The following is a 12,505-nucleotide window of genomic DNA, read 5'->3' on the forward strand; positions in this document are numbered from 1 at the left end:
CGCAGCAGCCAAAGCCCGGCTTTCCAGCATGGGGGGCCAGGCCATGATCGTCGCGCTACTCAACCAGAAAGGCGGCGTCGGCAAGACGACGCTCGCCACGCACATCGCCGGCGAGCTGGCGATGCGCGGCCAGCACGTCGTCCTGTTGGACGCCGACCCGCAGGGTTCATCGCTGGACTGGACGCAGCGCAGAAGCCAGCAAGGCTTGCCACGGCTGTTCAGCGCCGTGGGCCTCGCACGCGAAACGCTGCACCAAGAGGCGCCAGAACTCGCCAGGCGGGCCGATCACGTCGTCATCGACGGGCCGCCCAGGATTGCCGCCTTGGCGCGCTCCGCGCTGCTGGCGGCCGAGCGCGTGCTGATCCCGGTGCAGCCCAGCCCCTATGACTTGTGGGCCAGCGCCGAGATGGTGGCGCTGATCCGCGAGGCGCAGGTGTTTCGGCCGCTGCTCCGCGCAGCCTTTGTTATCAATCGGCGCGTCAGTACCACCGTGATCGGGCGCGAAGCGCGTCAGACGCTCGCCGACCAGCCGCTCCCCGCGCTGCGCGCGGAAGTACATCAGCGCATCGTGTTCGCCGACAGCGTGGCCGCTGGCCGGCTTGCACGCGAGACGGCGCCGGACAGCGCCGCCGCCCGTGAAATCACCGCGCTGGTCGATGAACTGCTGCGGTGGCCGACATGACAGCGAAGCCACCCATACGCGCAAAGCGCGTCGGCATCGGCGCGCGCCCGCCCGCGAATCCGCACGCCGAGGCGTGGATTCGCCAGGGCGACGCCGATGCACTCAACAAGGGCGACCTCTACACCGCGCGTCTGACCCTCGACATCACGCCCGCCATGCGGGCGCGCATCAAGGTGTCGGCCTTCACGCAAGGCGTGACCGTGGTTGACTTGCTGCGCAGCTTGCTGGAGCGGGAGTTTCCAGAACACCGCAAGGAGAACACGCCATGACCGCATCCGCTTCATCTGCCAACGTGTCCGCCGCTGGCGCGGCCACGGCTGCGCTCGCAGCACCTTCCGGCCAACCTGCCAGCGCGCCGCTGACGCGCGTGGCGCTGGCCTACATCGAACCGCGCTTCAAACTCTACCTGCGCTTTGGCGAACCCGCGCGCACGCACCGGCTCGACCGCTGGCGGCGCAGCGCCGTGTTCCTGCCGAACGCGGTTTTGTGCCGCGTCCGCTGGCAGGCCAACGACTACGGCACCGTGCGCTGGCAGCTCATGGTGATGCAGGCTTGCACGCCGTTCGATGCGGCGCAGCGCATCCCCGGCGTGCAGCCGGGCGCGCGCCTGCTGCTGCACGCCGAGGGTGACAACCAGGTGCGCCCCGTGCTGGAGCGCATCGACGCCATCGAGGCGCTGGGCATTGCGCCTGTCGGCGCCTCGCCCGCGTACTGGCGCACGCTCGCCAACCGCCTCGCCGCGCGCCTGCCGCTGCCCGAATACACCGCCGAGCGGCACGCCGCCTGGCTGATCGGGAGGGCGCTGCCATGACCGCCGTTTCTACTGCCAGCACCGCATCGCGTGCTCGCCCGCGACCCCGCGCACGTTTGCGCACCCGCATCGTGCTGGCGGGCCTGTCCGCCTGCGGCCTCGCTGCGCTGGGTTGGGCGTCCTTCGCGCATCCGCTGCCGCGCCTGATCTACAACCCGTCCGACAGTGTGGCGGTCGGCTGGTATCGCGTCGATTCGCTGGACCACGGTGCCGGCTCGCTGCCACGTCCTTTGTCCGTGGGCAGCATCGTGCTGACCACGCTGCCGCCAGAGGCTGCCGCGCTGGCCGCGCAGCGCGGCTACCTGCCGGCGCGCGTGCCGCTGCTCAAGCGCGTGGGCGCTGTCGCTCCGCAGGAGGTGTGCATCACTGGCCGCATCGTCCGCATCGACGGCCTGCCTTCGGCCACCGTGCTGCCCGCTGACCGTTGGGGCCGGCCGCTGCCATCCTGGCAGCAATGCCGTCTCCTTAATTCCGGCGAACTGTTCCTGCTCAGCGTGACCAACCCGGCATCGTTCGACAGCCGGTATTTCGGGCCGGTCAGCGTATCCGCCGTGATCAGCGTCGCGCATCCGGTCTGGCTGGAGTCTCGCCCATGATGGCCGCCGATTCGCTGCACGTTGCCGTGCATCTCATCGTGCCATCGGGCGTGCCGATCCGGTGGCTTTCCGCATGTCGTCGCGTGTGCAGTGCGAGCGCATCCGCGCTGCACTTCGCGCTGCCTTCCCATGTGCAGGCGTCTTGCCTCGAATGCGCCCGGCCTATGGCCGTCGCCGCGTTCGCCGGCGCGCTGGCTGCTCGCGCAGTAGCGCCGCCGGGCAACCGCTGCCCGAAGCGCCAGCGAGGGGCAAAGGCGGAAGGCAAGACAAAAGGACGCGGCACCGGGCCGCGTCGAAAGCCAGTCTGCACATGGGGGTGGCGCGGCACACAGCGGCTTCGCCGCCGTGCCGCTTGTGGCGCGAGGCCCGCGCCAATGCGGGTGTGTCCGCGTGCTTTGCACGACCGGACACGCCAGAGCTTGCAGGGAGCACAGCCATGAGTGACCGCCGAGACGACGATTTCCGTATCCGCCCGAACCCTCCAAAGGCCCCGATGAACCGGGGCCAGGGCTTCGTCTCGAAGGTGCTCAAGCAGGCGGGCAAGGCCAGCGGCGGCAAATCGGCGATGCGCCGTCCTCGCACTGGCGGCAACGGACAGCACTCCGGCCAGCGGCCCGGCTCGCGCCTCGGGCGCGGCCACACGGCGGCGCGCTTCGCGGGCGCGAAGCTCACTCCCATGTCGCGGCGCGTAACCATCAAGACGCTGCTGGTCAATCAGCGCCAGGCCAGCCCGCAGTCGCTCGCCAAGCACCTTCGCTACATCGAGCGCGATGGCGTAGGCCGCGAAGGCGAGCACTGGCCAAGCCTACGGGCCACAGACCGATGCTGCCGACCTCGACGCCTTCACGGAGGGCTGCGCCGACGACCGGCACCATTTCCGCTTCATCCTCTCGCCTGAGGATGGCGCGGAGCTGGAAGACCTGCGCACCTATACGCGGCACCTCATGGGTCGCATGGAGGCCGACCTGGGCACGGGCCTCGATTGGGTAGCCGTCAACCACTGGAACACCGACAACCCGCACACGCACATCGTCGTGCGTGGGCGCGACGACACCGGCAAAGACCTCATCATCGCGGGCGACTACATCGCCGATGGCTTCCGCCATCGCGCTGCTGAGCTGGCGACCGAATGGCTGGGGCCGCGCACGGAGCTCGAAATCCAGCAGACCTTGCAGCGCGAGGTGGAACAAGAGCGGTGGACGAGCCTGGATCGCACCCTGCAACGCGAGGCCGGCGAGGACGGCCGAGTGCAGATCGAACGCTTCAACGAACCGCGGCTGCAACGCCAGCGCCTGTTGCTGATCGGCCGCCTGCAACGCTTGCAGCGCCTGGGCCTGGCCGGCGAGATGCAGCCCGGCACATGGGCTGTCCATGCCGACGCGGAAAAGACCCTGCGCGCCCTGGGCGAGCGTGGCGACATCATCCGCACCATGCAACGGGCCATGCGCGGCGAGCCGCGTGAGCTGGCGGTATTCGAGCCGGGCGACGACGGCCGCGCCATCCTCGGCCGCGTAGCCGCGAAGGGGCTGGCCGACGAGCTGCGCGATCGGGGCTATCTGGTCATCGACGGCGTGGACGGCAAGGCCCACTACGTCGCGCTCAACGCCCACGACGAGCTGGCGAACTATCCGACCGGCGCCGTGGTGGAGGTGAAGGGATCGGCCGACGTGCGCGCAGCCGACAGGAACATCACCGCACTGGCGAGCGGTGGCCTGTACCGCACTGACCATCATCTGGCCGTCGCGCAGGGTCAGGCTGTGCCGGGTCGTGATCCGCACGAAGTCGTCGCGGCCCACGTCCGCCGGCTGGAAGCCCTGCGCCGGGCCGGCATTGTGGAGCGCGTGGCCGAAGGTCTATGGAAGGTGCCGCACGATCTGCCGGAGCAGGGCCGCCGCTACGACGCGCAGCGCCTGGGCGGCGTGGCCGTGGAACTGAAATCGCACCTGCCTATCGAGCGGCAGGCCCGCGTGATCGGGGCCACTTGGCTCGACCAGCAACTGATCGGCGGCGGCTCTGGCCTGGGCGACCTGGGCTTCGGCAGCGAGGCCAAACAGGCGATGCAGCAGCGCGCCGACTTCCTGGCCGAACAGGGGCTGGTCGAGCGGCGCGGGCAGCGCGTAATCCTAGCCCGGAACCTGTTGGGCACGCTGCGCAATCGGGAATTGGCGCAGGCCGCCAAGGACATTGCGGCCGAAACCGGCCTGGAGCATCGCCCGGTGGCCGACGGGCAGCGCGTGGCGGGCATCTACCGGCGCTCCGTCAAGCTGGCCAGCGGACGCTACGCCATGCTCGATGACGGCATGGGTTTCAGCCTGGTGCCGTGGAGGCCAGTCATCGAGCAACGGCTGGGACAGCAGATCGCCGCGACGATCAAAGACGCCGGTGTGTCCTGGGATATGGGGCGGGGACGGGGGGTGTCGATCGGCTGAAGCTACTCCAAGAGAACGGTCATCGCGCCATCGCAGAGACATACTACCGGGCAGCGCTGTCGGCACACTTGATGGCTGGCATAGGGCTCGCGCACCTGGCTCACCGGATCAGTAAATCACTTGGATCGCCGATGCCATCAATAGCGGTGCGCTGTGCGCGATCGAGCAGCACCTCGCGACTCCAACCGGCTACGGTCGCTGCTGCATCCACCACATGTGCCCAGGTGCAGCGGTTGGCGAACAGCATGCCAGGGACATCGAAGGTACCGCCGCGGCTGATGTAGCCAAGGGCGCGAGTCTTGGCGGGGCCACTGTCAATGCGGCGCAGAATGCCAAGCATGGGTTCCGGGCGAGTGTGCGTGACAATCACGCGCGGCAGGCCCGATGGGAACAGTGTGCTAACGGTTACGTCGTCATCGACGAATTCAGCTTCGATGGCATCGCGTGGAATACGCAGGCGGCCGGGTTCCAGGACGACGGTGACACAGGCGCACTTGCCCAGCTCAGCGAGGTGCTGCTGTGCCTTGATTGCCTCGTCCAACTGGTAGGCGCCCAGCGCGATGAGTTGCACCTCGGCATTGGCGGGATTGCCTATCAGATGGGCTGCGCCGTCACGGATCAGACGTTGCGCCGATTCGGCGTCGAAGCGATTCTCCACGTCGCGCTTGGAGACGATCAGGCAAGCCAGCTGGCCGCGTCCAGCATAGACGTCACGCAGTGCGGCGACGGCGGTATTGCCATCCACCGGGAACAGCACGCGCGAGGTGTCAGACATTTCGCCCAGCAGGGCTTCACCGATGGTCGGATCTTGGTGCGACTGTTCGTTCTTCGCATTCTCCCAAGTGTGCGAGGTGACGATAAGCGGCACCGACAGCCAGTCAGCTGGCCGGCCGGCCTGACGCTGGTGGCGGGCGAAGATGATTTCCTGCCGTATCAGGCCAAGCATCTTGACCGCGAAGGCCTCGTAGCTGACGACCAGATTCAGTCCGCCTTTGTTGCCGAGTGCTGCCGCAGCCACAGCTTCCTCGTTGAGCGCGGTGATGATGGCGCCGTGCAAATCCTCAGGCACACCGGCTTCGGGCTCGTTGACGCGGTGCTTGAGCAGCGCCAACGTGCCGCCCATTTTGTTGCTGGCCAATTCGTCAGGGTTGCCGATACGCATGCGCAGATCGGGATTGGCCTTGGCGAATTCGACAAACCACTGATCCAGAGCCGTCATTGCACTGCCTTCGCTGCCTGGTGTCTCCCAGCATGGCTCGGGCAGTTTGGGCGCGGCGGGATAGCGATGCGCCATCGGATTCGCGCTCTCCAGCGGACGTTGTTGGGCGGCATGGCACGCGAAGGCGTCGAGTGCGGCGTTGAGTTCAACAGGCGGAACGAACAGCGCCGCCGCGCTCTCGTTGAACAGCCCGCGCATGGCGGCATCGGTGTGTGGATTGCCGCTCAGCGGCAGGTTGTGCGCGGCATTGCTGCCTGCACCGGGAAAGCCGAAGCCCTTCTCGGTCTCGGCGATCACGTAAGGCAGAGGCGCCGGATAGCGCCGATCCGGATCGGCGGCGAAGGCATGCAGCGTGTCCTCGGCTTTGAGGATCGCCCAGGCGATCGCGGACGGGTCGCGACCATCGACGATCACTGGATCAAAGCCGTTGTGGCGCACGTCTTCAGCCAGCCATTGCGCACCGCCTTCTTGCATGATCTGAGTACGCTGCTCGATGCGGCGGCCATTGAGAATCATCACCGGCACGGCGAAGCCGCTGTCCTGCGCGCGCCACCAGCGTGGTGCCCAGTCCGGGCCGCGCTGTTCCTCGAAGGCACCGTCGCTGAGAAAGGCAACCAGCGATTCGCCAGGCAGCGGCATGTGGATGTACTGCAGTTCGGCAAAGCCGAGGTAGCCGCCTTCGGACACGGCGCCGGCGGTGTTGGGGCCGGCATGGCTGCCCAGCGGCACAGCCGGGAGGCCCTGCGCATTGATGGCATAGGAATAGAAATCAGCGCACAGGCGCGACAGGCCTTCCTCACTGCGGTCGTAACGGCCCCGCTGCGCGGGCGAGATGTCGCCGGTGAGCGCATTGACGGCTTCGATGGCGGCGACGCAGTGGCCTTGGCCCATGATCCAGCCGCGCGTGCTGCCGGTGAGCGCGTTGGCGAGCAGGTAGCCGACGAAGGCCTGCACCATGTTCAGCGAGCCACCGGTGTGGCCTTCTGGCGTCAGCTTGAAGTCCTCCTCAGCCAGCAGCGCGCCGGACAGGTCAATGCGCTTCGCATAGGTCATGTGCGCGACCACGTTCATTGCCACGCAACCCAAGCGGTCGGCGGCAGCAAGCAAGGTGTAGGCTGTCGCCTCATCGGCAACGCGGCCATCGGCGATCAAACCGGCTACCAATGCATCTACACGTGCGACGGTCTCCTCGTGATGGACGATGGGGCCGTGGCCGGCAAACCAGCGCTGGCGAATGATGGAACCGGTGGTCATACGATTGTCCTTCTTTGGTGCCGATGAACCCTGCGTGGGACATCACCCGGCGATCATGAGTTTCTGCGTACAGCGTGCTGCGACCCATTCCTCGTTGGTGGGCTCCAACGCGACACGCACGCGGCTGCCAGTGGTGGAGATGACGGGGGCATTAATGGTGTTGGCATCGGCATCGAGCTTGATGCCGAGGAAGGCCAGGTCGCGGCAGACGCGCTCGCGCACGAAGGCGTTGTGCTCACCGACACCGGCAGTGAACACGAGCAGATCCAGGCCGCCCAGGACTGCGGTCAGCGCGCCGATCTCGCGCACGATGCGGCGCACGTAGAGCGCCAGCGCGATGCGGGCGCGTTCGCCAGCCTCACCGGGATCATTCTCGTGCTTCACCACCACGCGCGGTTCGGCCGAAATCCCGGAAACACCGAGAAGGCCGGACTGGTTGTAAAGCGTGCTGCCCACTTCTTCCAGCGAAAGTCTTTCGACCTCCATCAAGTAGAGCAAAGCGCCGGGATCGAGCGAGCCCGTGCGGGTGCCCATCATCAGGCCGTCAAGCGCGGAAAAGCCCATCGTGGTGGCGACGCTTTCCAGGTTCTGCATAGCGCACAAGCTGGCCCCGCTGCCGAGGTGCGCAACAATGGTGCGGCCTCGTGCCAGATCACCATGGCGCTCGGGCAGAGCGTGGCTCATGTAGTCGTACGAAAGCCCGTGGAAACCGTAGCGGCGCAGACCGCGTTCCCAGGCTGAATACGGTAGCGGCAGGATCTGCTCCACCTTCGGCAGGCTGTGGTGAAAGGCAGTGTCGAAACAGGCCACTTGCACGATGTCCGGGCGCTGCTCCAGCAAAAGTCCCATCGCCTTCAGCGGGAACGGTTGGTGCAGTGGGGCCAGCGGAATGTAGCTGCGCAGGTCGTCCAGCATCTGCTGGGTGACAAGGGTGGGGGCCCAATAGCGGCTCCCACCATGCACTACGCGATGCGCCACGGTGGTTACGCGGCGGCCATCAAGGCGTTTGCTGATGCGTTCCTGAATAAACTGCAGGGCGGCGGTGTGCGGATGCTCGGCATCCAGTTCCACCGGAAACGGCTCCACGCCGGATTCGCCGAAATTCGGTGCAGGCCCGCCGATACCTTGTACCTTGCCGTTCCAGAGCGGCGTGCGCGGCAATGGGTCGGCATCAACAGGGAATACTGCGAACTTGATGCTTGAGGAACCGCAGTTGAGCACCAGGATGAGGCTCGGCTGTGAGTTGCTCATCGTGACTCTCTCGATCGTGATGTCTTATGCGAACCGGTCTGTGAAAAATCCCTGTCAGCGTTTCCCATAGAACTGCTCCACGAACGATTGCCGGAAGCTTTGGTGGCAGGCCAGGCAGCTTTGCTGCGTTTTGGAAAACGCTGTAATCACGGCCTGGCCGTCGCCCCGCTTCGCGGCATCCCCCATGGCGGTCGCGGCGTCGTGGACGTGGCCATCGAAGTCTCGAAACTTTCCGGCATCAGTGCCAAGCCAGCCGAGGATGCGCATCTTTTCCGAAAGGGGCGGTTCGGCGTGCTTGGCGATTTTTGGCGCCAACTCGGCGACCAGCGCCCATTCTTCCTTGGAAATCGCGCCAGTGACGGCTTGCATGTCACGGCCAAGCTTCTCCATGACGGTGCGCAGTGCCATTGGTTTCGTGGCCTCTACGGACTGTGCGCCAAGTCCTGTTGCGGTAATGGCCAAGGCCACGGACAAGGCGACTGTGAAAAGCGAGCGGGTGTTCAAGGGGTGGCTCACGGGATTCTCCATGGGGGTCGTTGATGAATGTTTTGCAAACGGGCTGATGGTGGCTGGCATGCTCAAAATTCGATGCTCAGGGCAATCGATCCGAAGGCGTGGCGGCCGATCTGCTGGTCGAACTCGCGGGTTCTCCAGACGCGCATGACTGCAAGCCGCACGCCGTGCCCGGCAACAATCCATTGGCTGCTGATGCCGATGGCCGCCTGAACGACCCAGGGCCGACGGCTGACGTGGTGACTGTGGCGAAACAGGTTTCCGTCGAGCGAGAAGTCCCAGGCGACCGCCTTGGCCTCGAGGTTCAGGAAGACATGCGCGCCGGGTTTGGGCGCCAAGGCCGATTGCGGTGTTGTCGTGCGCAAATCGGCAACCGCTGAAGGTGGCCGGTTTTCCGCGCCAGGGCGGATTGGATAGCTGCCGAAGTCGTTCGGAATGTTCCAGCCGGCCCGCCATTCCACCCCGGTGCTGGCCGCGGTTTCAATGTTTCCGATCCGCAGGGCATAGCTGCCGATCACGTCGCTGTCCCATCCTGGCTGGACGGCACCCTCCGTGTACGACTTGAACTTGCGCTCCATGGCCATCTGGAACGCAGGCTCGTGTCCCAGCCGCGAAATCGCTCGATGCCACGCACCCGATGCACCAGATCCTGCGACTTCTCTGCCAGCGACCAGGGGCCGATCACGCCCAGGGTTAGTTCGCGTACGTCCAGCATTTCATAGCTGGCAGCCTGTGGGTGGATTCGGCGATTCCACGCCAGGCCCAGGTAGAGCAGGCCAGCGTACGGCCGATCGTCGGCAATCAGATCGGTACGCGTCTTGTCCTCGGGTGTGTACATAGACTGGCCAAAGCGAACGACAAGGTTTTGCGACGATGCCTGGGCGCCGGAGTCTCGCCAGAACTCGGGATCAGCCCAACCGATGAAACGGGCGTACCAACCGATCGGCCGGGGCAGGCACTCCGGGCGGAGCGCACCTTGCAGATCGCGCGACACCAAGGTCAACGCCACCCCATTGGTGTAGTTGCGGTCGGTGCCGGTGAACAAATCGTTCTCCAGGCGCAAGGTCCCGCCCCTCCAGCGCAGGGATTGCTCGGGCGGACAGTGGGAAAGATCAATCGAGAGCGGGAGTTCCGCGCTGCGGGCAGCGTTGGAACCGAGCGCCGCGCCGGCAAGCAGCAACGCGGTGGCGGCCCATATCGGCCGCGGCGTCTTGGTGCCGCGCAGGCGCGCATTCTGCTTGCCCATCCGCATCACGCTGGCCCGCCATCCACTGCCCGATCGACGTAAAAGCGTTCGAGGGCGTCGATGATTTCCTCGGCTTCGTCCACGCAGGTGAACAAGTCGAGATCCGATGGTGATACATAGCCTTCGTCGAGCAGAAGATCAAAATCGACGGCGCGGCGCCAGAATGCGCGCCCCGCAAGAATCACCGGAATCCGCTTCATCTTGCCGGACTGGATCAAGGTCAGCACCTCGAACAGCTCATCAAGCGTTCCATAGCCGCCGGGGAAGGCCACCAAACCTTTTGCGTGCAGCAGGAAATGCATCTTGCGCACCGCGAAATAGTGAAACCGGAACGCCAGCTCCGGACACATATAAGGGTTCGGCGCTTGTTCGTGCGGCAGCGTGATGTTGAGGCCGATCGAGCGTGCGCCAGCCTCGAAGGCACCACGGTTGGCCGCCTCCATGATGCCCGGCCCGCCGCCAGTGACGACGACGAAGTCACGGCGGTTCTGCTGCTGAAATCGTGCAGAGATCAGGCTTGCGAAGCGTCGCGCCTGCTCATAGTGGCGCGCTTGATCCACCCGGCGTCGGGCCTGGGCGAGTTCCCGCGCCAGCTTGGCATCGGACGGCGCGGCGCGTGTCTGTCGCTCCAGCGTGTCGCGGCGCGCAGCCGCGGTTTCGGCGTCGCTGATGCGGGCACTGCCGAAGACCACCACCGTCGAATGGATCCCTTGTTCGTGCAGGATGCGTTCGGGCTTGAGCAGTTCGAGCTGCAGCCGCAATGGCCGCAGTTCTTCCTGGCCAAGCAAGTCGATGTCCTCGTATGCGAGGCGGTAAGTGGGTGAATCGAGGATGGCGCGCAGGCGCTCGTCAGGATTTGCCGACGGGGTCATCGCTCGACCGCCAGAAAATCCGGCCAGCGCAGCACATGACCATATTCGGGCACCGTAACCTGCCAGCCGAGTTGCTGTTGCAAGAGTTCGGCGAAGGCCTGCGCGGCGGACAGTTCCCCATGCACCACGAAGGTTTGCGCCGGGGGTTGAACAAAACCCCGAGCCCAATCCAGCAACGCCTTCTGGTCGGCATGCGCGGAGAGGCCGTCCACGCTGTGGATCGCCGCACGTACCGGGATGTCCTCACCGAAGATGCGTACACGTTCGGCACCCTCGATCAGGCGCCGACCAAGCGTCCCCTGCGCCTGAAAACCGGGAAACAAGATGCTGCATTCCCGGCGTGGCAAATTGTGGCGAAGGTGGTGCCGGATGCGCCCCGCATCGCACATGCCACTGGCAGAAATAATGATGGCCCCGGAGCGGATCCGGTTCAGCGCCATGGACTCCTCAGCGCTCTCCGTGAAGTGCAGGTATGGGAGGTTTTCGCCGCGCGCATGCCACCCGGCCAGGTGTTTTGCCTGTTCGTCGAATAGTTCAAGATGCTCGCGCGTGATGCGCGTGGCCTGCGTGGCCATTGGCGAATCGACGAATACCTTCGGTTGCCGCAGCCGCCCCTCGCAGGTTAGTCGGTGCAGGTGATAAAGGATTTCCTGGGTTCGGCCGACCGCGAAGGCCGGCACAATGACATTGCCGCCGCGTTCGAACAATGTTTTTTCGACGATGCCGATCATTTCCTCTTCGGTCGCCGAGAAATCCTTGTGCTGGCGGTTGCCGTAGGTGGACTCGATGACGAGGATGTCGGCGTCCTCGATGGGTGTCGGGTCGCGCAGTATTGGGCGCCCCGGCTGACCGAGGTCGCCACTGAAGACGAGCTTTGTCGGGTAGCCATATTCGGTAACCCAAACCTCGATGATGGCCGACCCAAGAATGTGCCCGGCATCGCGGAAACGTGCGCGCACCCCGACGCGGGGCGCGAACTCCCGGTCGTATTCGACGCCTCGCGCCTGCTGCAAGCAGTCGCTGGCATCCTGCAGCGTATACAGCGGCGGCAGTGCGTCCTTTCCGCGGAGTCGCTGCGCATTGCGCTTTGCATCGCTCTCCTGGATGTGAGCGCTGTCGGGCAGCATCACGCCCAGCAGATCAACCGTGGCGGTGGTGGCATAGATGGCGCCTTTGAACCCGGCACGCGTGAGTTTGGGTAATAGCCCGCTATGGTCGATATGGGCATGGGTCAGGAGCACGAAATCAATCGCCGCCGGGTCGAACGGGAATGGTTCATGGTTGCGTGCCGCCGCCGTGCGTCCGCCCTGAACCATGCCGCAATCCACCAGGAAGCGTACGTTGAGCGCTTCCACCAGGAAACACGACCCGGTAACTTCGCGCGCAGCGCCCAGAAAATGCAGTTTCATGGGATGCTCACTCCGGTTTTTTGTATCGGGCAAGTGCTCAGGCCAAGCAGACGGTAGCCCGGACAGCGACCAGCCAGGCCAGTGATGAGGGGCATGATTCCGATGAGCCCCAGCCACCGCCAGGGTGAGTCCAGCCACAACGGCAAGCTGAGCAGAATCAGCCCGACGACGATGCGGACAATGCGGTCGAGACTTCCAACGTTGATTTGCATGACGGTCTCCT

10 protein-coding genes and 2 pseudogenes are annotated in these 12,505 nt (G+C 65.4%); 5 read left to right on the forward strand and 7 right to left on the reverse strand.

Annotation, left to right across the window (positions count from 1 at the left end; all coding sequences use genetic code 11):
* Positions 1-43 precede the first annotated feature (43 nt).
* From parA to ACQ858_RS09895, 5 genes and pseudogenes are all read left to right on the forward strand, one after another.
* The gene (gene parA / locus ACQ858_RS09875) at positions 44-682 is read left to right on the forward strand and encodes a ParA family partition ATPase (protein WP_028838243.1); all 639 of its coding nucleotides are present in this window, start codon (positions 44-46) and stop codon (positions 680-682) included.
* Complete coding sequence (locus ACQ858_RS09880) at positions 679-951, forward strand: hypothetical protein (RefSeq protein WP_004355990.1); 273 nt, start codon at positions 679-681, stop codon at positions 949-951. Before parA ends, ACQ858_RS09880 begins: the two co-directional genes overlap by 4 nt.
* Complete coding sequence (locus ACQ858_RS09885; protein WP_004355991.1) at positions 948-1,493, forward strand: DUF2840 domain-containing protein; 546 nt, start codon at positions 948-950, stop codon at positions 1,491-1,493. The genes ACQ858_RS09880 and ACQ858_RS09885 overlap by 4 nt, the downstream gene beginning before the upstream one ends.
* Complete coding sequence (locus ACQ858_RS09890; protein WP_004355992.1) at positions 1,490-2,089, forward strand: S26 family signal peptidase; 600 nt, start codon at positions 1,490-1,492, stop codon at positions 2,087-2,089. Before ACQ858_RS09885 ends, ACQ858_RS09890 begins: the two co-directional genes overlap by 4 nt.
* Positions 2,090-2,525: 436 nt before the next feature.
* A pseudogene (locus ACQ858_RS09895) lies at positions 2,526-4,518 on the forward strand (relaxase/mobilization nuclease domain-containing protein).
* A 100-nt stretch (positions 4,519-4,618) separates the two neighbouring features.
* Here the strand turns inward: ACQ858_RS09895 and ACQ858_RS09900 are convergent.
* The 7 genes and pseudogenes from ACQ858_RS09900 to ACQ858_RS09930 all read right to left on the reverse strand — a co-directional run bounded on the left by ACQ858_RS09900 (position 4,619) and on the right by ACQ858_RS09930 (position 12,494).
* Complete coding sequence (locus ACQ858_RS09900) at positions 4,619-6,991, reverse strand: D-xylulose 5-phosphate/D-fructose 6-phosphate phosphoketolase (RefSeq protein ID WP_004355994.1); 2,373 nt, start codon at positions 6,989-6,991, stop codon at positions 4,619-4,621.
* A 42-nt stretch (positions 6,992-7,033) separates the two neighbouring features.
* Positions 7,034-8,242: an acetate/propionate family kinase gene (locus ACQ858_RS09905; RefSeq protein WP_004355996.1), complete on the reverse strand. Its 1,209-nt coding sequence runs from the start codon at positions 8,240-8,242 to the stop codon at positions 7,034-7,036.
* A 54-nt stretch (positions 8,243-8,296) separates the two neighbouring features.
* Positions 8,297-8,818, reverse strand: a complete 522-nt coding sequence (locus ACQ858_RS09910) for a cytochrome c (protein WP_245538407.1) — start codon at positions 8,816-8,818, stop codon at positions 8,297-8,299.
* Between the two features lie 2 nt (positions 8,819-8,820).
* Positions 8,821-10,007, reverse strand: a pseudogene (locus tag ACQ858_RS09915) (lipid A deacylase LpxR family protein).
* On the reverse strand, positions 10,007-10,873 hold the full coding sequence (locus ACQ858_RS09920) for a TIGR00730 family Rossman fold protein (RefSeq protein WP_004356003.1): 867 nt from the start codon (positions 10,871-10,873) through the stop codon (positions 10,007-10,009). The pseudogene ACQ858_RS09915 and the gene ACQ858_RS09920 overlap by 1 nt, the downstream one beginning before the upstream one ends.
* On the reverse strand, positions 10,870-12,282 hold the full coding sequence (locus ACQ858_RS09925) for an MBL fold metallo-hydrolase RNA specificity domain-containing protein (RefSeq protein ID WP_004356006.1): 1,413 nt from the start codon (positions 12,280-12,282) through the stop codon (positions 10,870-10,872). The genes ACQ858_RS09920 and ACQ858_RS09925 overlap by 4 nt, the downstream gene beginning before the upstream one ends.
* Entirely contained in the window at positions 12,279-12,494 is a 216-nt protein-coding gene (locus ACQ858_RS09930; protein ID WP_431276830.1) for a YgaP family membrane protein, read from the reverse strand. The genes ACQ858_RS09925 and ACQ858_RS09930 overlap by 4 nt, the downstream gene beginning before the upstream one ends.
* Positions 12,495-12,505 lie beyond the last annotated feature (11 nt).

Origin of the sequence: Variovorax ureilyticus (assembly GCF_050632185.1) — a bacterium.
GTDB classification, from domain to species: domain Bacteria; phylum Pseudomonadota; class Gammaproteobacteria; order Burkholderiales; family Burkholderiaceae_C; genus Variovorax; species Variovorax ureilyticus_A.

Excerpts from the sequence above, each read along its gene's own strand:
- parA (WP_028838243.1), top strand. The coding sequence starts at position 44 with ATGATCGTCGCGCTACTCAACCAGAAAGGCGGCGTCGGCAAGACGACG.
- ACQ858_RS09880 (WP_004355990.1), top strand. The coding sequence starts at position 679 with ATGACAGCGAAGCCACCCATACGCGCAAAGCGCGTCGGCATCGGCGCG.
- ACQ858_RS09885 (WP_004355991.1), top strand. The coding sequence starts at position 948 with ATGACCGCATCCGCTTCATCTGCCAACGTGTCCGCCGCTGGCGCGGCC.
- ACQ858_RS09890 (WP_004355992.1), top strand. The coding sequence starts at position 1,490 with ATGACCGCCGTTTCTACTGCCAGCACCGCATCGCGTGCTCGCCCGCGA.
- ACQ858_RS09900 (WP_004355994.1), bottom strand. The coding sequence starts at position 6,991 with ATGACCACCGGTTCCATCATTCGCCAGCGCTGGTTTGCCGGCCACGGC.
- ACQ858_RS09905 (WP_004355996.1), bottom strand. The coding sequence starts at position 8,242 with ATGAGCAACTCACAGCCGAGCCTCATCCTGGTGCTCAACTGCGGTTCC.
- ACQ858_RS09910 (WP_245538407.1), bottom strand. The coding sequence starts at position 8,818 with ATGCCAGCCACCATCAGCCCGTTTGCAAAACATTCATCAACGACCCCC.
- ACQ858_RS09920 (WP_004356003.1), bottom strand. The coding sequence starts at position 10,873 with ATGACCCCGTCGGCAAATCCTGACGAGCGCCTGCGCGCCATCCTCGAT.
- ACQ858_RS09925 (WP_004356006.1), bottom strand. The coding sequence starts at position 12,282 with ATGAAACTGCATTTTCTGGGCGCTGCGCGCGAAGTTACCGGGTCGTGT.
- ACQ858_RS09930 (WP_431276830.1), bottom strand. The coding sequence starts at position 12,494 with ATGCAAATCAACGTTGGAAGTCTCGACCGCATTGTCCGCATCGTCGTC.